The organism is Agaribacterium haliotis, from assembly GCF_002312815.1.
GTDB classification, from domain to species: Bacteria; Pseudomonadota; Gammaproteobacteria; order Pseudomonadales; family Cellvibrionaceae; genus Agaribacterium; species Agaribacterium haliotis.
Window position 1 is genome coordinate 1 of the sequence record NZ_NKQJ01000001.1, and the last position, 19,472, is coordinate 19,472.

General features: G+C 50.4%; 21 protein-coding genes. 5 read left to right on the forward strand and 16 right to left on the reverse strand.

What is annotated here, in order from left to right:
• Window positions 1–266: 266 nt before the first annotated feature.
• On the reverse strand, window positions 267–884 hold the full coding sequence (ubiT, locus tag CFK45_RS00005; RefSeq protein WP_096084360.1) for a ubiquinone anaerobic biosynthesis accessory factor UbiT: 618 nt from the start codon (window positions 882–884) through the stop codon (window positions 267–269).
• Between the two features lie 114 nt (window positions 885–998).
• Here ubiT and ubiU point away from each other — a divergent pair, with 114 nt between their 5' ends.
• Both ubiU and CFK45_RS00015 read left to right on the forward strand, forming a co-directional pair.
• Entirely contained in the window at window positions 999–1,994 is a 996-nt protein-coding gene (gene ubiU, locus CFK45_RS00010) for a ubiquinone anaerobic biosynthesis protein UbiU (RefSeq protein ID WP_096084361.1), read from the forward strand.
• A complete protein-coding gene (locus CFK45_RS00015; RefSeq protein WP_096084362.1) occupies window positions 1,991–2,881 on the forward strand; it encodes a U32 family peptidase in 891 nt (296 codons plus the stop codon). The genes ubiU and CFK45_RS00015 overlap by 4 nt, the downstream gene beginning before the upstream one ends.
• A gap of 55 nt (window positions 2,882–2,936) precedes the next feature.
• Here the strand turns inward: CFK45_RS00015 and CFK45_RS00020 are convergent, their stop codons facing one another.
• The 15 genes from CFK45_RS00020 to CFK45_RS00090 all read right to left on the reverse strand — a co-directional run bounded on the left by CFK45_RS00020 (window position 2,937) and on the right by CFK45_RS00090 (window position 16,071).
• Window positions 2,937–4,052, reverse strand: a complete 1,116-nt coding sequence (locus CFK45_RS00020) for an ABC transporter permease (protein WP_239923479.1) — start codon at window positions 4,050–4,052, stop codon at window positions 2,937–2,939.
• Window positions 4,049–4,975, reverse strand: coding sequence for an ABC transporter ATP-binding protein (locus CFK45_RS00025; protein ID WP_239923481.1), 927 nt, complete (start codon window positions 4,973–4,975; stop codon window positions 4,049–4,051). The genes CFK45_RS00020 and CFK45_RS00025 overlap by 4 nt, the downstream gene beginning before the upstream one ends.
• A complete protein-coding gene (locus CFK45_RS00030; RefSeq protein WP_096084364.1) occupies window positions 4,965–5,939 on the reverse strand; it encodes an HlyD family secretion protein in 975 nt (324 codons plus the stop codon). Before CFK45_RS00030 ends, CFK45_RS00025 begins: the two co-directional genes overlap by 11 nt.
• Window positions 5,936–6,172 (reverse strand): hypothetical protein, encoded by a 237-nt coding sequence (locus tag CFK45_RS00035; RefSeq protein ID WP_143247431.1) that lies wholly within the window; start codon window positions 6,170–6,172, stop codon window positions 5,936–5,938. The genes CFK45_RS00030 and CFK45_RS00035 overlap by 4 nt, the downstream gene beginning before the upstream one ends.
• Before the next feature lie 94 nt (window positions 6,173–6,266).
• Window positions 6,267–6,536, reverse strand: a complete 270-nt coding sequence (locus CFK45_RS00040; RefSeq protein ID WP_096084366.1) for a BrnA antitoxin family protein — start codon at window positions 6,534–6,536, stop codon at window positions 6,267–6,269.
• The gene (locus CFK45_RS00045; protein WP_096084367.1) at window positions 6,508–6,801 is read right to left on the reverse strand and encodes a hypothetical protein; all 294 of its coding nucleotides are present in this window, start codon (window positions 6,799–6,801) and stop codon (window positions 6,508–6,510) included. The genes CFK45_RS00040 and CFK45_RS00045 overlap by 29 nt, the downstream gene beginning before the upstream one ends.
• A gap of 313 nt (window positions 6,802–7,114) precedes the next feature.
• The gene (locus CFK45_RS00050) at window positions 7,115–8,353 is read right to left on the reverse strand and encodes a TIGR02270 family protein (protein ID WP_143247432.1); all 1,239 of its coding nucleotides are present in this window, start codon (window positions 8,351–8,353) and stop codon (window positions 7,115–7,117) included.
• A gap of 51 nt (window positions 8,354–8,404) precedes the next feature.
• Complete coding sequence (locus CFK45_RS00055) at window positions 8,405–9,418, reverse strand: hypothetical protein (RefSeq protein ID WP_143247433.1); 1,014 nt, start codon at window positions 9,416–9,418, stop codon at window positions 8,405–8,407.
• The gene (locus CFK45_RS00060; protein ID WP_096084370.1) at window positions 9,412–10,389 is read right to left on the reverse strand and encodes a DUF2169 family type VI secretion system accessory protein; all 978 of its coding nucleotides are present in this window, start codon (window positions 10,387–10,389) and stop codon (window positions 9,412–9,414) included. Before CFK45_RS00060 ends, CFK45_RS00055 begins: the two co-directional genes overlap by 7 nt.
• Window positions 10,390–10,418: 29 nt before the next feature.
• Window positions 10,419–10,940 carry a DUF6484 domain-containing protein gene (locus CFK45_RS00065; RefSeq protein ID WP_096084371.1) on the reverse strand — a complete coding sequence of 174 codons (522 nt, stop codon included), beginning with the start codon at window positions 10,938–10,940 and terminating at the stop codon, window positions 10,419–10,421.
• Window positions 10,940–12,943 carry a type VI secretion system Vgr family protein gene (locus CFK45_RS00070; RefSeq protein WP_096084372.1) on the reverse strand — a complete coding sequence of 668 codons (2,004 nt, stop codon included), beginning with the start codon at window positions 12,941–12,943 and terminating at the stop codon, window positions 10,940–10,942. The genes CFK45_RS00065 and CFK45_RS00070 overlap by 1 nt, the downstream gene beginning before the upstream one ends.
• A gap of 134 nt (window positions 12,944–13,077) precedes the next feature.
• On the reverse strand, window positions 13,078–13,569 hold the full coding sequence (locus tag CFK45_RS00075; protein ID WP_096084373.1) for an Hcp family type VI secretion system effector: 492 nt from the start codon (window positions 13,567–13,569) through the stop codon (window positions 13,078–13,080).
• A 501-nt stretch (window positions 13,570–14,070) separates the two neighbouring features.
• Window positions 14,071–14,280: a hypothetical protein gene (locus CFK45_RS00080; protein ID WP_143247434.1), complete on the reverse strand. Its 210-nt coding sequence runs from the start codon at window positions 14,278–14,280 to the stop codon at window positions 14,071–14,073.
• A gap of 67 nt (window positions 14,281–14,347) precedes the next feature.
• Entirely contained in the window at window positions 14,348–15,211 is an 864-nt protein-coding gene (locus CFK45_RS00085; RefSeq protein WP_096084375.1) for a protein-tyrosine phosphatase family protein, read from the reverse strand.
• A gap of 104 nt (window positions 15,212–15,315) precedes the next feature.
• Window positions 15,316–16,071 (reverse strand): hypothetical protein, encoded by a 756-nt coding sequence (locus CFK45_RS00090; RefSeq protein WP_096084376.1) that lies wholly within the window; start codon window positions 16,069–16,071, stop codon window positions 15,316–15,318.
• Window positions 16,072–16,243: 172 nt separating this feature from the next.
• On the opposite strand from CFK45_RS00090, the gene CFK45_RS00095 reads away from it, so the two are divergent.
• The 3 genes from CFK45_RS00095 to CFK45_RS00105 all read left to right on the forward strand — a co-directional run bounded on the left by CFK45_RS00095 (window position 16,244) and on the right by CFK45_RS00105 (window position 19,467).
• On the forward strand, window positions 16,244–16,567 hold the full coding sequence (locus CFK45_RS00095) for a hypothetical protein (RefSeq protein ID WP_096084377.1): 324 nt from the start codon (window positions 16,244–16,246) through the stop codon (window positions 16,565–16,567).
• A 217-nt stretch (window positions 16,568–16,784) separates the two neighbouring features.
• Window positions 16,785–17,747, forward strand: a complete 963-nt coding sequence (locus CFK45_RS00100) for a LysR family transcriptional regulator (RefSeq protein WP_096084378.1) — start codon at window positions 16,785–16,787, stop codon at window positions 17,745–17,747.
• 115 nt (window positions 17,748–17,862) lie between these two features.
• A complete protein-coding gene (locus CFK45_RS00105; RefSeq protein ID WP_096084379.1) occupies window positions 17,863–19,467 on the forward strand; it encodes a hypothetical protein in 1,605 nt (534 codons plus the stop codon).
• Window positions 19,468–19,472 lie beyond the last annotated feature (5 nt).

Genomic DNA, 19,472 nt, shown 5'->3' on the forward strand with positions numbered 1-19,472 from the left:
CTAGGGCCTGTTAACACTAATTAAATACGCTCTGCTGGAGCCTGAGTATTCGACCTGAAAGGCACTTTGAGCGCAGTTTAGCGAGCTAAATAAGCGATAAGTAACGCATCGGGGCGGATATTCAGGCCCAGCCCTTCGGGTTGTGCCCCTCATCCCGCTCTCTGTGTTGTTTGTCGCTTATTTGGAGCAAACCAAACTGCGCTCCAAACGCCTTGATAGCAGAATGAGGGGCGCAACAGAGTGCATTTAATTAGTGTTAACAGGCCCTAGAGTTCCAGGCGCAAGAAGTGGCGCAAATACACAAGCAGGCGCTGCATGGCAGGCTGTAAATCCTGTTCGTCGAGCGCATCGAGTAGGTTCTTGATATGAAGGCCGAGCGCGGTGTCACCTTCAATTAACAGCTCGCGATCAAAAAACAAGGTATCAGGATCTACCTCCTTACTTAGCAGGCGCAAATACGCTGTGACACCCGCACTAATCGTCACATCAGCTGCGGCTTGCTCTTCACAAAGCCTTAAATTTTGACCGTCGTAAGTCAACAGCCAGCTGACATTGATCGTCTCTACCTGCACCTTACAAATTCGATGCTGTAAAAAATCCAGCTCGCCCTGCTCAAGCTGAGCCCTAAACGCCTGCTTCAATAGTTTGTTGATGAATAAGGCTTGCGCTGATGCTGGCGCAAGGCTCAATGCACGAGCAAATACCTGGGCGCCATTTTGTACAGGCTGAAAACGCCTAGCCAAGTTGCTCATTAAAGCTTCGCTGCGGCTATTCGCCCCACCATCGGTGCTACACGCATTGTCGATGCTCTCGGCACAGGTGCGCTCGTTCACTGGGCGCTGCTTATCCGCCCCAGCGTTGCTAGTAGTGATTGCTGTTGTCATAAAACCTCCATTTACAGCAGTCTAAAGCAGCGCTGTGGGCTTGGCTTGACAAGCGTCAACAAGCCAGGGGGCCACCGCATTAGACTGCGCAAGTTAGTTATACGAGGGGAAATTATGGAGCTGGTATGCCCTGCGGGCAGTCTCAACGCGTTTCGCGCCGCGGTAGATAATGGCGCTGACGCCGTCTACATTGGCTTTAAAGACGAAACCAACGCACGCCACTTTGAAGGCCTGAATTTTAATAACAAAGCCGCCGCCCGAGCTTTGGCACTGGCCCGAGAGCGCGGCGTCAAACTGTACATTGCGATCAACACCTACGCCAACTTTGATAATTTTGGCCAGTGGCAGTACAGCGTAGATCAAGCCGCAGAGCTTGGCGCCGACGCCATTATCGCCGCCGATCCGGCCGTACTGTCCTATTGCAGTAAGCGCCACCCGGCGCAAAACCTGCATTTAAGTGTGCAAGCCTCGGCCACCAATGCCGGCGCATTAAATTTCTTTAAGCGTCACTTTAATATCAAGCGTGCGGTTTTGCCGCGCGTTTTATCGATGAAGCAGGTACACAGTCTCAGCCAAAGCAGCCCCGTTGCGCTTGAAGTCTTTGCCTTTGGCAGCTTGTGTGTGATGGCTGAAGGCCGCTGTTATTTAAGCTCTTATCTTTGCGGCGAGTCGCCCAATACTGTCGGCGCCTGCTCGCCGGCAAAATACGTGCAGTGGCAAAAAAACGGCGCGCAGCTGGAATCGCGCTTAAACAATATCCTGATCGATTCCTATAGCCCCGAAGAAAAAGCCGGTTATCCAACGCTGTGTAAGGGCCGCTTTGACAGCATGGGCGCGCGCGGCCACTCACTTGAGCAGCCCACCAGTTTAAATACCTTAGAACTTATACCGGCGCTCGCCGGCGCCGGCATTAAAGCCCTAAAAATTGAAGGCCGCCAACGCAGCCCCGCCTACGTTGCCAAAGTGGTTGATGTCTGGCGCCAGGCGCTGGACAACTACAAAAGGGCGCCGGAAGATTTTGCGGTACATAGCCTGTGGCGCGACAGTTTAACGGCGCTGTCAGAAGGAACACAGACCACCATCGGCGCCTATGAGAGGGCCTGGCAATGAAGATGACCCTCGCCCCTATTCCATTTTTTTGGCCCAAAGACACTGTGCTTGCATTTTATGAAGAAGCCGCTCTGTGGCCAGTCGAGCGTATCGTGATCGGAGAAACAATTTGTTCCAAGCGCCGAGAAATGCGCACAGAAGACTGGAAAGATCTGGCGCTGCGCCTAAGTAAAAGCGGCAAAGACGTGGCGCTTAGCTCGCTTGCGCTGATTGAATCGGAATCCGAATACAACAGTATTAAAAGCCTGGCACTCGACGGCGTTGGCCTGGAAGCCAACGACCTTGGCGCGGCTGAGATTTTCCATCAACAACAGCATCTATTTAGCGCCGGGCACTTTCTCAACATCTACAATATTGAATGCTTAAAATTGCTCCACCAAGACGGCCTGAGGCGCTGGACCCTACCCGTTGAACTCGGAAAAAAAGAGCTCGAGCAATTTTCAAGTGCCATTAACGAGCACAAGCTCGATATACAAACCGAGCTGTTTGCCCACGGTTATTTACCGCTGGCACTTTCCGCGCGCTGTTTTACCGCACGTACGCTCGACAAACCCAAAGATCGCTGCGAAAAAATATGCCTGGACTACCCCCAAGGTATCGCCGTTGACTCTCAGGAAGGCCAGCGGCTTTTTACCGTCAACGGTATTCAAACCTTAAGCGGCAAACTAGTGGATTTAGTAGATAAAATAGCCGAGCTCAAACAGCTCGGCCTCGATAGTGTACGGCTGAGCCCGAGCTGTTTTGATATGACGGACATTATCGACAGCTATCAGCGCGCCATCGATGGCGAACACGTAGAAAGCGTGTGTGACAACTATTGCAACGGCTACTGGCACGGCCGCGAGGGCATGGCAACCGAATTAAGCGAGCTTGCCGCACTTAACTGAGGTTTTGCGCACAGCAAAAAAACTTTAAGTTTGTGCTGTGCGCAAGTTATTGGCTTTAGTCGAGGCTTTTATTAAAGCGCAGAGCGGCAATGCAGATGCCAACCCCACTGATAATTAGCAGGGCAAATACGTCGGGTAACAGCTGATGAATTTCGGCGCCGCGCAATACCGTTGCGCGAATCATGCGCATAAAATGGGTGGCGGGCAGCACTTCCGCGAGGTACTGGGCCGCTTTGGGCATCGCCTCATACGGAAACATAAAGCCGCTTAACAGTATCGACGGCAATAAAATAAACACCGTCATTTGCATCGCTTGTAGCTGAGTTTTTGCAAGCGTTGAAATAATCAGCCCTAGAATTAGGCTCGCGCCGATAAATAAAAGCGTGGCCAAATACACATCCAGTAAAGAGCCAACAATGGGCACCTGCATCAAATAGTGGCCCAGACCTAAAATCAAACTAACCTGAAACAGGCCTATAAAAATAAATGGAACAATTTTCCCCGCCATTAATTCTAAAGGGTGAATCGGCGTGGTGATTAAAAACTCCAAATTACCGCGTTCACGCTCGCGAACAATTGCCGTGGCCGTGAACATGACCATGGTCATGGTCATGGTCAGTATGACCGCAACCAAACCGGGAACAATATTGACAGCAGAGCGCCGGGTTGGGTTAAAAAATAGGGCCACTTCAAAACTGGGCTCACTGCGATTTTGTGCAAGCGCGGGGTCTTGGAACAACTGATTGAGCGGCATAGAGCGCAGCTGTAAAATCGCCGCACCTAACATGGTATCAGAGGCATCGACCATCCACTGCGCGACAACCTGATCTGACGCGATACGCCGGCCAAGATCTGGAGGAAAAACCAACACTGCGCGAACTTCGCCACGAACAATCGCATCCTCGGCTTCGTCCGTCGTCAAATAATAGTGTTTTACATCGACAACCTGAGTCGCCTCTACGGCCTGCTCAATAATTTGGGCCGCTTTATTTTGGCTCTGATTAACAACACCGACGGGTATATTGCGAACGTCGGTATTAATTGCGTAGCCAAACAACAGCAACTGAACGATGGGTATCATCAGCACCATCGCAAAGGTCATGTGATCACGACTGAGCTGGGCAAACTCTTTGACAACAATGGCACTAAAACGAGAAAAACTGAGTTTCACTGCCGCTCCCCATCTGTCACCGCGACAAATACATCTTCTAAACTCGGCCGCGCTTTTTCGATATGGGCATCGCTGCCTGCAACCATGTTTTGCAGCGACTTGAGCGCGGGCGCACCGGCCTCGGCCAGTAAAATTCGAAGTTGTGCACCGTGCTGGCTAACACTTTTAACACCGGCAAGCTCAGATATACGCGGCTTAAGTTTATCCAGGGCCCGGCCAAACACACTAAATACCTTGCCGTCGAGCTGTTGCATTAGCACCTCAGGCTGGCCTTCGGTTTTTAAACGCCCGGCTTCGAGCACCGCTAAACGATGACAGCGCTCGGCCTCATCCATATAGTGGGTCGCAACTAAAATAGTGGTGCCGGCATCAACCAGCTCAAACAACAGACTCCAAAAAACACGGCGGTTTTCAGGGTCCACCGATGCGGTAGGCTCATCGAGAAATAGCAACTCGGGGTGATGTACGGTCGAGGCTGCAAGTGCCAGGCGCTGACGCTGACCGCCGCTCATAGCACCGGAGCGGCGGGTGCGCAGATCTTTTAAGCCAAACTGCAGCAGCAGCTCTTCCACTCGCTGTTTGCGCTCTGAGCTGCCAAGGCCATAAATACGCGCAACAAAGTGGAGATTCTCTTCAACGCTCAATTCTTCGTAAAGCGAGAACTTTTGTGTCATATAACCAATGCGCCGACGCAGCGCTTCGGCCTGCTTAGGCAAACTAAGACCGAGCACCTCCGCACTGCCCGAGCTCGGTGTTAACAAACCGCATAACATACGTATGGTTGTTGTTTTACCGCAGCCGTTTGGGCCCAAAAAACCGTAGATTGTCGCCCTGTCGACATTTAAATCCAGCGAGTGCACAGCCTTAAACTCCGCGAAGGCCTTGCCGAGTGCTCGAGTGACAATCGCCTGTTCAGCCATCATTGGCGTCCGCAGTGGCGGGCTCGGGCAAAATGACCTCAACGGGTGTGCCGCTTTGCAATTCCTGCTGCTCAAGCAAGGTGAACTCTGCCAGATAAACCAGGCGTTCGCGATCGCGCTCATTCAGGGCGTAATACGGGGTAAAAGCCGGGTCGGAAGAAATCCAGCGCAGTTTTGCGTCAATTTTTTTGTCGATGCCGTCGACCAAAACCGTCGCCCGCGCGCCAACTTTGAGTAAAGCGCGTTTGGGCTCGGGCACATAAACACGTGCAAACGGTGCACTTTCCGCTAACAGCACCGCAACCGTCGTACCGCTGAGTACACGCTCGCCCTCATTCCACGGTAAATTATCTAAGCGCCCGGCGCGGCTGGCGACAATGCTAAGCTCATCGAGCAAAATCTGTTCGAGCTCAAGCTGAGCCTTAGCCGCTTCAACCTGGGCTTCGGCCTGATCGAGCTCTTCTTTGCGCGTGCCATTGGTCAGCACCAACAGTTGTTTTTCTGCACTGCGCAAACTGGCCAGCGCCGAGTCGCGCCGTGCGGTTGCACTATCCAACTCGGCCTGGGTGTTGAGTTTTTTCTGGCGCAGCTCAAGCGCGCGCCGGTAATTTTTTTCGGCAACGGTGAGCTCGGCGTTTGCGCCTTCAACTTTTGCCCGCTCATTGTCAATATCCTCAATACGGGCACCGTTGCGACGCTCCTCCCACAGTGCTTGAGCATTAGCCAAATCGGCTTTTGCTTTGGCCACTTCAGCTTTTTGACGCCTATCGTCAAGGCGTACAAGCAAGGTGCCTTTTTCAACAAAACTGCCCTCGCGCACGGGTTGCTCAACAATGAGTTCCGAGGCCGTAGCTTTTAATACCACCCGGTCGCGTTCGAGAGTACCGAGCGCCCGCCCCGGTTCTTGGCTACACGCTGAAAGCAATAAAAGGAAAATAAAACTGAAGGTAACTTGATTGCGCATCATTGCGCCTCTTGTTCAAAGGCGCTGTCATCGTCTTCGTATAACGATGCGCGCAAGCGCTGATATTCTTGATAGTCAATATTTGCCCGCTGCATACAGGTATCGTATTTATAGTCGGGCTCAGCCAAACACTGTTGACGCTGATTACTTTGCGCGCCGCCATACCACTGCTGTTTTGTACACGCAGCCAGTAGCAAAAAAAAGGGCAGGAAAATAAAAACGAGTGCAGCTCTCACGGAAATACATCCTATATTGCCGAAAAACACCTGCATCTAAACATGAAAAAACAGCCCTGCCAAGCTCGCCAGGGCCGCTTACAGTTATATGCAGCTATGCGCTGCGACTTTCGCCAGCAAAAAAATTCAGCTTTGCCGGGGAAGCCGTAGATTTTGAGTTAATGGGCGTTGCGAGAATACCGCCACTGCTTGGGAATACAGTATGGTTGCAGAGGTAATGCTGGCGCAACGCAGCATTGACGCGTGTCTGCCAACCTCGACCAGAGCCGCGCAGCAGCTCAACTAAATCTGCATCCAAACGAATGGTGATCGATATTTTCACAGGTTCTTTTTGTTTACCGCGCACTTTTTGACTTTTGTTCATTGAGACTAGCCATCAGTTGGGCAAATCCATGTACCGGTTTAAATTCAAAGAGTTCATCATCTAGGACTGTTTGCATTTGATAAAGTTTCGCTACTGCATCCTGGTTTTTCTGCTCGGCCACCAGGCAGCGAATACCAGCGAGTGCAACTTCTGGAATTTCATCCATCCACTGCAGCTCAGGATACTCGACGCAGAGCCCAATATAACGCTTGTCTTTATTTGACCAACTCACACAGAAGGTCGGATGCTGTACATAGGTATTCATCGTTTACCCACCTTTATCAAAGCTAACAGCTTAAGTGTGCCGCAAACGTCAAACGAGCTTTTGTCTCGCCACGCCAACATTTTAACAACACGGCCACACCACTAAGCAGAGCGCGTTTTTTGCCGGCAACTCATGTCGAGTAGCTTTATGGCCACAACATATTCACGCCACTTGCACAGCTTTGATTAACCAAAACTTAAAAGAGTTCCCTGACCTCATTATCTACGCCACGGCTAAGCACTTGGTTTATTAAAACAAGCAAGGTGGTAGCGGATGAAAACAAAAGAAATTAACTGCGTTGGCAATGAATAGCTTAGGCGATGGGTGCACACGCATTTAACAGAGGCTGACTAGGGTTCTGCAGTGCTAAGAGCAGCGCTGCGCGGGCGCGCAAATAGGCGGGCCCCTGCTGCCACAGTTGCTGCAGGCTTTCACTAGAGAGCTGACGGCCGACCATATAGCGTTTGCCAGAAACAAAATTGCGGCCGTATTTTTGCCAAAGCGCTGCGACTTTATCAGCATCGGGAAACGGCAGCGATTCGTCGTCGTCAAACTGCAAAGGCTGATGCTCATCGCCGAAGCTGTCATCGAGATCGGGGATGTCGTTGACAAGCTCGTGTTGCTCAAGGTCTATGCCGGTAATACTGCTAAAGACTAAACCTGAGCGTCTTGACCAAAGCGCGTCGCGCATTTGCGCAAGCAGCCACGGCACTGCTTGCGGGTCACCAAGGCAGGCAATGGCCTGAATAAGCGCGCTCTGGCAGTTATCCATTTTTGCAAGCTCGGCCACCCACTGGCGCGCCAGCTCCGCCGGCAAACTACAAAACGCCAGGTTGACCGCGCGCTCGTGGTATTGCTCAGCAAAAACCCAGGGCCTGAGCTTTTCTGCCAAGCTGTACTGCCCCAGTAATATCGACGCGGCGATGGCTTCAAACTGCACGGCGTTTCGCTCATCTTGCAAAGCGACAAGCAGCAGCGCTTTTAGTGCCTGCGCTTTAAATTCACCAACACAGCGCAGCGCAAGACAATAGAGCTTGTCGTCTGCGCGGGCATCGGCATCGGTGAGCACCGCGTTCAACGCCGCCAGTGGCGACCAGGACTTCAGCCTGCACACGTGCAAGGCAATACGTCGAAACCCGGCTTCCGGGCGTTTAAACAAGCGCTCAACCACCGGCTTGGCTAACGCCTGATGCAGCCAAGCACAGGCGCTTGCAAGGGCAAATTCGAGAGTTTCGTCGCCACCGGCAAGCTCGATAAGCGCGTCAAAGCGCTCCTCGCCCGCAGTTCTTAACGCAACCACAGCCGCCACAAAAAACTCTCCTGCGTCGCGGTGCTCTAATAGAGCTTCACAGGCCAGCCAAGCGAGCTCGGCATCGCTGAGTATGGCTTCAATCTGCCTGTTTAAGCGCTGCTCAAGCTCAACTAGCGCGGGCACATCGTAGTGCGGCTGCTTTTGCGCAAGCTGGCGCAATAACCATAAAAACGCCGCGTCATCGACATAGCGCTCATACATGGAATAAAACGGATGCTCGGCACTGACGGCTAAACTCACAGTACTTCCTTCATGCAAACTGAGACAGCAGTGATACGGGCTTTGAGCAGCTTAAACAGCACTGGCGCCTCCAATCAATACCGCCGCTCGCGCACTGGTATCTGAGCTCAGACATAACAGGCTCGGCTCAGCTCGGCTCGCTGTTTGTGCCTTGGCCAACACCAAGCTCAAGGGCCCAAGCGCCGCACCGAGCTCACCGAGACCAAGCGCGGGTATTTTTTGTTCAAACTGCGGCACAAAGCTCTGTCGATTTCTAAGCTGCGCAAGGTAGAGTTCTTTGGCCAGCCAGCTTTCACCGTTTAAGGCACTGAAACAAGCCGACGCGGGCGTGCTAAGCGAGGCCGAGAGTTCGCCAAGCACCTGCCCCAGAACCGGCCCCGGCTCTGAACCCGGGCTGTAGCGGTGCTGTTTCTCGTCGGCAGCGCTCCAGGCACGAATACAGGCGTTATCCCCCGCCTGTGCCGCTCGCAAAGAGATAAAAACCGCGGCTTCCCCGGCGGCAAAACCATCGCTGTTTTCATCACTTAACAAGCGCTCGCCAAAGTACTGCAGGCTCTCGGCATCAATAAAACTATCGGCGCCACCGAGCAGAACCTGCTCATGGCCCTGCTGTAAAAGCATTTGAGCCGCATCTAAGGCACGAGCTAAAGCCGCCCTGCCATAGGGGAACACGTAGCTATTGGCGACATCAATATGTGCTTCCATACCTTTATAAACAAGCGCCAGATACCTATCGTCGATAAGTGTGCGCTGTTCGGGTAGTTTTTCCGGCGCGCACAGTAGCAGCGGTACCGCTTTTTTGGCTTCGGGCATACGCTGTACTTGCTCAATTAGGGCCGAACGCGCGAGCGCAATGATGCGCTGGCGTCTACCTTGCAAGGCCGCTAACAACTCAAGCTGCGCTTCAATAAGCTCTGAGGGCACTGGGGCAATACGATAGTTGTTCGCCTCATCGTCAGCTTGCGCCTGTAATTCGTAGGCGCTCATACCCGCTTCAAGGCCGGCGTGGCACTGCTTGGCATTGCCGAGCGCGCTGACAACGGTCAGTTCGGACATCGTTAGCATGCACTCTCTCCCGCTGCGCCAGCTAAGCTGATTCGAGCTTTGAGCACTTTTTGCTGTTTTTGTGGCTGCGCAATCACAGCGTGCCAACACATTGAAAAACGCCGCTCGTTCGGAAACAGGCGCAACGTTTCACAGTGCAGTGCGGCAGTTTGCCGAAGCTCGGGCAGCTGCAGCTGCGGTGAAACAGAAGGCAAGTTAAAACGCCATTCACCATCTGCGTGCATGCCCAGTACACGTACCAACTCGCCACCGCTCAAATAACCGGGGTAAATTAAACCCGGTGACGCGCAATTGTAAAAAGCGGGGTTAAAATCCTCTGGCAAATACGGCGCCCTATTCTGAGCCCAGTGCTCGTCATAACTGCCCGCGTGCTGCGCGCGCGCGGGCCAAATTGGAGCAAGCGGCGCAAAACCGGCCGGCGCCGGCGTATCGGCGGGACTTTGGATCATCGCCTCAGCCAGCTCAATATTTGGAAGGGCTTTACCTTCGTGATCTTTGGCACTGTAGTTACTGCCAACGGGGTTGCTTGCAACTCGCTTGCCGGAGCGATCAGAAAACGCGCGCTCATAAATAACTGGCATGCGCACAAACGATTCGGCTTGCGTGGCTAAGCCACTTGACCACTGGCGGTTACCGACAACGCGCAGTTGTTTATTGACACTGCCAACCAGCACCGCAACATCCATTTGATAACAGGCTTGGTTGTTTAATGCGCAGGCATGACCACTAACTAAAATATCACTCGCGGGTTTAACAGGCTGAACATCAGCGCAGTCTTTAAGTGATGACGACTCTGGTTCGCCGTAGTATTCGTCTTCGAGCAACAGCTCATCTTGCTCACTGGCAAGTTGCAAAGCACTTGTATACTGAAAGCTCGCCTTTAAAAAAACGTGTAGCTCAGTGGCACCGACACCGTCGGCAAGCAAAGTACCGTGCGCCTTAAATGGCGTGAGGTTTTCAAGCTCTATCATCGGTGCAGTGGTTAGTAATTAATACGTTATTAGTTGATTTGAACACTGCCGCCAAGCACGCGGTTGACACCGGTAGAGCGAGACAGCACATATTTTCCACGGATGGCGATTTTACCATTCTTTTTTAGAGTAATACTTGCATCGCCACATTTTAAACAGAGCTCTTCACTGGCCTCAAACGCAATACGCCTGCCATCTGCGTGCATTTCCAGGCCGGCGCTCTCGTTCTGCAAATCAACTGTCGACGCCAAAACCGCATCAAGTGGGTTGTGTAAAAGGCCGAGAATAACAGGTTGAATATCGGTACTGCGAACAAAGCTCAACACCACTTGGCGCCCCTGCTGATTGGCTTCGAGCGCAACCGATGACAGCGCCGGCATAACAAAAGATTTGCCGCCGAGCTCAAAAGACACCGTTGCCGCACCAACAGCGTCAACACTGTGCAGCTGGGCCAGAATCAACTGCCCCTGGGCCGGCAATAAATCAGCAAAGAGCTCAGCAGGCGATAATTCATCAGCTCTAGCGAGATTTTTTTGTTCACACTCCGGCATTAATTAACCGCCACCGAACTGCCTTTCACAGCAACTTTACCGGAGCCTTTAACGTTAATATTCTTGCCTTTAATTTGAATATCACCGTTGCTCTTCATGACAATCTGCGCCCCACCCGTTTTCAGAGTGATTTCTTTACTGGCTTCGATCAATACTTTATCTGCTTTGAGGCTGTAATCTTTGCTGACTTTTTCACTGTAGCTGCCACCAACCTGTTCGCTTAAATCAGTACCAATTTTAACACTCATGGCCTTGCCGACTTGCTCGGTGTGGTTAGCAGCGATATCGACACTAATATCTGCGCCGACACTCAAGGTCATATTTTTACCGATGTCTTCGCTGTGATTCTGACCGACAGAAATACTTTTGTCTTTGCCGACATCCTCGGCCTGATTTTGTCCAACGACTTTATTTCTGTCGTTGTCGATACTCAAGTTTTCATCGTGCTTAACGTGGTGCTGACGGTCGTTGTCAACCGTATGCGTTTCATCGTTCTCGACTTGTGTATCGAGGTTGCGCTGCGCGTGCACATAGATCTGCTCGGCATCTTTTTTATCATCAAAACGCAGCTCGTTAAACGCTGAACTGTCGCCGCCTTTGGTTGAGCGTGTCTTAATTCCGCTCTGGGTTTTAGAGCTGAAAACAGGTTTATTTTTTTCGTTGTAAACAGAGCCAGTAACCAGCGGTCTGTCCGGGTCACCATTTAAAAAACTGACAATAACTTCATGACCGATGCGAGGAATAAATGACGCGCCCCATTGCGCGCCGGCCCAACTCTGGGCAACACGCAAAAAACACGAGCTGTTTTCGTCATTTTTTCCGAGCCTATCCCAATGAAACTGAACCTTTATACGGCCGTAGTCATCAGTGTATATTTCTTCCCCAGAGGGGCCGACAACCACCGCACTCTGAGGGCCGTATACCATTGGTTTCTGATGGATACGCGCTGGCCGATACTGAACAGCTTCGGGAATACAAATAAATTCGTTGCCGTATTCAACGCTGCGCTCACCGTCGAAATGAAAATCATCGACACCGTGGTGATGCACAGCCAAAAGCACATAGGCGCCATTTTCAGCGCTGACTTCATGATCCTTTAATTTAAACTTGCCACCGGCAAAAAAGCTTGCGCAGTCGCTGCGCGCTTCAATAGATTCTCGCTCAACTTCTTCCGCATCGAGCCGCATTTTGACCAGCTTATCGCCATCTTTGAAGTTATACATATCCGGGAACTCGTAGTGTTCAAACTTCGAGTTCATCGCAAAATTGCCCCGGCTTTTTTGCTCAGAGCGCAGCTTTTTATTAGGCTCTTTGAAGTTGTAATCGCCTATCGCCCACGCACCTTTTTTGTAATTGTGCGAACGCTGCCATTCACTCACATGAGTTTCACTAAGGCTTCCGGAAAAATAGCGCACCTGTTCTTCAGTGCAGCTTTCATAAGCATTTTTCTTATCGACAAGTACTAGCTGGTGCTTGTCATCCGCATGCTTGAAATAATAGGCAACACCGTCCTCTTCAAGCAGGCGGGATATAAAATTCAAATCACTTTCATTGTGCTGTACGCAGTACTCGCGTACGGAGCCTGCCTCGGCGCGGTAGTCAAAATCGTTAAAACCGAGCTCTTGAAATACTTCGCTGACGATTTGCTTGGAATTTTTTTCCTGAAAAATACGGTGATTGTTAGTTTTAGATAAAAACCACAACCAGGGAACCAGTGTCACACGGTAACGGCGCTTATCGTGATCTAGGGTTGCACCGCGACTAAAACTGCTGACATAACCGTGAAAACAACGCCCCGCCTCACTGTTAATCGTCAGTGTTGCGGTTTTACCAACTACTTTGTCTGCACTAACGTCGAGGTTTTCAGATATTAAATCGACCTGAAATTCATATAGGTCAGAGACAAATTCACTGCCATTAAAGCCAGATACAAGAAAGGTGTCTTCACCTAAACCAAAATCTGTAATTGTAAGGAAGCGATTATCTTGAGAGAGTCGACCCATGCACCTTGTTCCTTGCCCTTGGCTACCGTTGCAGCAGCATCTCAGCCTTGGTATCGATTGATCGTGAGAGGAGCCATATAAATATGGCGTTGATCTGCAGGGCGCAAACCCCGCAGATCACAAACCACCAACTATTACAGTACAGTGGTTTTTTCTACGTTGTAGCCAACGCGCTGCGGAGACGCCTGAGCGTTACCTGAATCGTAATCGCTGAAGCTGATCATGATTTCAGTGTAGTTCAGGGTGAAAGTCTCGATAGCAGGCTCAGTGCCGTGAGCACTTACGTTGTAGCTGCTTACCATAGAGTTTTTCAGGGTGTATTCCATGAAAACTTCATCGCCTTTGGAACCGGTCTGAACAAACTTGATAACAACGTCTTTACCTTGAGCGCCTTTACCACCGCCAACAGAGTCTTTAAAGAGCTCAGTAGCAGAGTTGTCGGCCAGCTTGGTCAGAGTAACTTCGCTCAGCGTTGGGTTGTCAGATTCGCGGTTGGCAGTGCTACCGGTAGTCATGCTCAGGGCACGGCTTACACCGAAGTTGAAGCTCTCTGCTTTATAGTGGTCTTTGAAACCGTCAGCAGTAACGTTGCCTTTGATTCCGTCGTGAAGAACATAAATTTGCATCTATTTCTCTCCTAGGTCCTTAGATTGCACATTAGACGCTTGCCCTTAAAGGACGAGCCAAACATTAAGTTGTTTCGCACAAAGCAAATTTATGACGGGGTTAGAAGCCGTCCCTAGCCTTGTTCGAGGTGGATTCTACGGTATGTTTTACCGAATAACCACAGTTGAAAAGTGTAGCAGTTCGAATATTTTTCAACCTGGCGTACATTTATAGATGAAAACGACGCCACAACCATACTTTAGAACCAAACATACTAATAAGCGAGCCTATTCAAAGCAATACTGATAAGCAGACGGTTCAGATAAGTGCCAGCAATCGAATAGCGCTCTACTTTTAGCTATAAAATTCGCGCCAGCATCAGCCTAAGTTACTAAGCCAACACTCATACCAAACTAATACCCAAAACCAGCAAATGGCGTACGCGATTGCAACACTATGCATACGGGCGCATATGCACGTCGTGACATCACTGTGCTCACTCAGCTGAAATAATAAGGACGTTAACGCAAGACCGCGCCGTCAAAAGCACGCTGCCCGGCAAAAGCCATACCTTCGCGAACCAACTTTGCAAAGTGCTTGCCCTCAAGCTCTCGAGGGAAGTCGACAGAAATGTCGTAGGGTTCGCTCCAGGTTCCGCGATTTAAGGTAATGGTGTAGCCCTGTGAATGCCGCACCGTTTTGTCAGCTTGCATTTCCCAACAGATCATCACAGTCTCCTCCTAGTATTCATTTTCTATTACTACTGTTTACGGCCAGCCTCCTAGCCTCAGCAGTAAGCTAGTAAGGACTGGGCAAATTCAAACCTAAACTATCGGCCAATATGTCGGCCTCTTGTTCAAACGACTCAATACCAAAAGGATGAGCGGCATAGACCATGTTGATCGCATCGGCCGCGGGCACGCCGTGGCGCACTAACAGCTTTGCAGCAATATAAGCGGCCCGCCCCATGGTATTAGAGCAGTGAATAACAATGTCTTGCCCCTGCACCAAACTAACGAGCAAGCGCCGGGACACTCGCTCCCACAAAGTATTTAGGCCTTGGGCCAATTTTTGCTGCTGCTTTACCGGCAGCACCAGGTGGTCGCAATATCCCAGTGCAGCGGTAAAGTTTGGCTTCGCCGCAAGACCTAAATAAGTATATTCCGTCGGTTCAAGCACACTTAATAAGTAGCTCGCCCCCCAGCCTTTCATAACCGCCAAGTCATCATCAAAATCGCGAACGACAGCGTAACCACCTTTATCTATCACCCGGCTACCGGGGCAAGGGGCCAGTAAAATCTTGCCGAGCCCATCGGCCTGAATACATAAAGGCGCGTAAGGTTTGGCCGCTGCACACTCAGTGCCGTTGCGTTCAGTGCTGTTAACGTGCGCCTCAGCCAGCTCAATCAGCGCAACTTTTTTTCGAAACGCCGAAGACCAAGTACGCCAAAAGCGATAACTACTGTGTATCGTTGGAAGAGTTTTAAGAGAGAGTAGGTGCTGCATCGCTTGCGCTAACGAAACAAACTCAGTTCCATCTAGCGAAAAGCGCTCGCCCCCCATGTAAATTAAAGGCGTAGAACTGACCAGTGCACCTTCCAAGACATCACCTTTTTGTAACAATTGGTGAGCTTGGGGCAATAATCCATTGTGAGAATCCATGCTTTACTTATCCAGGTAACCTCATGTCCGTTCGCGAGTAAAATCTGCCTTGTCAGATATTCAACGGAGTGTATACCTTGATCCGAGTCATTGTCATCACACAATCATACCGTCTCTTCTCTTATATCAAAAAGCTCCCCTTCGAACGGGTCAATGCCCGGATCATTTAATGAAAACACAGGCTTCACTCTGCAAACCCGTGCTCGACTGCGCACAGCATCCCGATCAACTATGCTTTCAAATAAATCAACCGCTGCAGTTGCTCCGCGCTGAGTCTGGGTGTGCTCCCAAACAATTAAAAAATCTTCATCAACCACCAGCAATATGTTATCCGTATTTTCGGGCGGCGATTGAGCTAACTGAATTGCCAGTTGTTTTGCACTGTCGAGAAAAAGTGCCGGGTCAACACCCTCCGGCCTAGCTCCGAGCAATACAGTGGTAGCGCCTAATAACCAATCGACACTGTGATCGATAAGTGCAACGGGCTTGCCAATTTCAAGCTCGCCTTGCCAAGGCCCGGGAAAACCCGAATAACTCGCCGGCAAACCGTCAGCATTATCAAAATTAAAATAGTTACCGTGCAGTGCACCATAGGCGCGCCCCGCTGTCGTGCCACGCGTAACTGACTCGTATATTGCCGGAGACGGATAAACCACCAAGGCTATTTCATCGGGTAGACGAAAGTTTGTGTCAGCCAAAATCAACGGAAAGTACGCACACAGATTAAGATGTTTCATCTGCTGCACCGTCGCCGGAATAAAAATCGACCCGAGGCTTTCTATAAAGCGCGAACGACGCTGCTTAAATTGAGCGTGCCGGTAGCCAACCCATACTCTTGCACCGTAAGGATACGTTTTCATCGTTCGTCAAAAAAAACCAAAGTGTTAACTTAAGCGCCATAGTAAAACTGAGCCGCTGAGAACCCAAACGGGAATTCCGTGAGCCGATATCGGATTTTGCGTTTGCCTTAAAAATAAGCACTGATATTGTGCACACACTGAACAAAAACGATGTAAGGCAGCAGCAAAGATTATGGAGCAAGTTAAATCTTTCAGAAATATGACCACTGAGCAAGTCGAGCTCACCCTCTATATAGCAAGCGCCGAACACGATTTACTGACACCTCACGGAAGTAGAATTACCGTAATCGCTCCAGGCCAGGAAGAGCAAGTATCTTTCGGCAGCCTCAGGCAGCCCTACCTCAACGGCATTAAAGTTTCATTGCAATCCGAACAAGATCAAATGAGTTTTGAACGCTGGACCCGCTACACAGGGAGTCCTGCTGATTTAATGCTCAACCACAACGATGCTTTTTGTATTGTTGCTGACGAAACCTTAAGAGTACTGCCTAAATAACACTGTTATCAGCGAGCTTAAGCACACTCGGCACGGCTCTGTTAGAAAAACGCTTGCTTTCGCTTTTTTATTCTCTACAGGCCATGCGCCAGCAAAGCCCCTATCTATAAGTGCAATAAAATTGCAGTTAACAGGCTCTCGTTTTTACCGTAAGATCAGCGCTAAAGGGATATTCGTACTTAGGGAAAGTAAAAATCAGATCACAAGCTGCACAGCCATGAACTTTGCAAATAAAAAGTTTTTCTCCCTAGATACAAAATGCTTTAAGGCCTTTATGGCGGTTGCCGAGTATGGCAGCTATAACGAAGCCGCCGATAAAGCGGCAATGAGCAACACCGCCATTTCAGAGCACCTACAACGGCTAAAAGAGCAGGTCGGGCAAGAGCTGTTTGTTAAGCGCGGCCTGCTTTATGAACTCACTGACGCAGGCTTAGAGCTTCAATTTTTTATCAAAAAGCTCGAGGCGATGTCTGAAGAGTTTAAATTCCAGATTGAAGCCAATGCATCGAAGCTCTCCGGCATGGTCCGCTACGCCCTGCCGCCCTCGTGCCTGTTTAGCCCCCACTTTCCAATGCTACTCGAAAAACGCCACAGCCACCCCGAGCTTGAGCTGACCGTTGAAGCCATACCCTCGGATGAAGTCTTGGAGAAAGTCGAAGACCGAACCTTTGATTTTGGTTTTGTCACCGAAGAAATCTCGCACCCGGCACTGAGCTACGAAGTATTTTGCGAAGAGGAATATATTCTTGTAGGCAACAGCAAAGACAGTGTAAAAGCCAGCAACGCCAAAGCTTTAATTGAAACCAAATTTATTAACTACCCGGGCATGGGGCACTATTTTAACCTGTGGAAGAACCATTTTTTCCCTGGCGAAAAAAGGATCAGCCACCGTTCCTTACATCACGCAGGTGATATCAACTCAATTGATGGCGCAATAAAAATGGTTCTTGGCGGCCTTGGCATTGCAGTATTCCCAAGGCACTGTGTGCAAGAGTACCTCGACCAAGCTTTGCTGTTTGAAGCCGATCAAGGTGAGACAGCGCCACTTATGAACGCCATCCACATCGTCAAACGCAAAAGCCCGGAATTACCCCGCCGCGTTCAAGTAGTGATTGATTGGTTTTTTGACATGCACCCCGAATACGAAAATCAGCGCGCGCAGCAACGCGCCAGCGCCTGATCACTGTTCAATTTCATACCGGCGTCGCTCGACAATACCGAGCGCGACTCTGCCAGGGCGCGACTAAAGTAGAACACGACTAAAACAGGACGTAACTAAAACAAAAGGCGCAACTATGAAGATGCAACTTGAGCATACGCAAATCTGGGGGCTCAGTGGTGACAACAGTGTCGCTCCGGCAGGCACCGATGCGAGCCTCTGGGCGGCGCTCGGTGGCGGCGCAGATGGTTTATTTATCACACTCACACTTAGCAGCGATGGGGAATTTTATTGCCTTGGCGGCGATATGCCTGCGCCCATTACAGCCGCCCCCGGCGGGGGCAAAAACGCCGCCACAACCGAGCTCAGCAATCGCGAACTAGAAAGTTTCGATGCCGGGGCCACTTGGAATAGCCCCGGCGGCAGCGGCCAACCATGGCAACAAAATAAAGGCCGTCACCTGCGCTTTATGCAACTAAACAAGCTACTGCAAACATTCAGCAGGCGGACACAGCTCGCGTTTAGTTTATTGCCCGGTTGCCAACAACTCGCCAGCTACCAAAAACTTTTTTCTCTGTTAGCGCAATACGGCTTGAGTCAACGCTGTGTGGTATTTTGTCCAGATGAGTCTTTTGACATATTGCTGCAAGAAAAAAATAAGCCCTTACTTGGTTTAGATCTCAGCGACAGCCAGCTTTACGAGCTCTCTGAGCAAAATGCGCTCGAACACGCTTGCGCCATATATTGCTCAAGCTCAGTATTTAGTACCACTACAAATCACCGCGAACTTCAAACTCAGCAGCTTTTATACAAACAGCTGGCCAAACACAAAACCAGATTATTTTTGACCTCGCCTACAACTGTGTCCGCGAAATACAGGCGCAATCTAAACGAGACACTATCCGCACTTGCAAATGCTTTACCTGGCAACACTGGCACGCTCAATTATGTATCTTCTGCGGTTTTAAGCGATGTTGAAGCACTGCGGCCTCGCGCACAAATATTTAGCGACAGTTTTAGCGGTAAGCATATTGATCGCAGTCAGTGGAGCGCAGGTTATTCGCACACAAACAGAGATACAGAAATATTTCAAGACGACGGCTTACACATACATATTAAAGACGGTGGTTCGTACTCTGGCGCCGCTGCAGTAACAAGCATTCCCATCCACGGCGACTTTGACGCTGAAGTCAATTACTCGGTGGCCAACCCCCAACAGGGAAGCACCTTTGAAATGGCGGCCATCGCTATCGACCCCGGTTATTTCCATATAGACAACAGCCAATTGAACGGCCGCAGAGTGAATTTAACCTTCGATGTACACGGCGCTCCGCCCTACGCTTCGAGTGAGTGCGACGAAAACGATGGCCACCGCATCGGTTGGAACAATGGTTTTAACCTAAGCAAAATAGGCGAGCTTGAAATCAGTGATAGCGGCATACACAACAACCCTTGGGCCGCCTCCTCGGTTAATATGTACAACAAATACAGCCGCGATGTCGGCGCAAGCATCACCGCCGGCGCAACAGGCAGTTTACGCCTCGTTAGGCATCAGCACATTTTTAGCGCCTACTACAAAGATGCTGACAATCCCGAGTGGGTTTGTTCGGGCACAGCTCTGGTGCAGAACTTAAATAACGATGTGTTTATTCGGCTCGCCGCCAAACACTGGAAAAAAAACAACCCCGCGCCCTCCTGGAATAAAGTCAGTTTTTTTAACTTTAAACTCAAACAAGTGTAGTGATA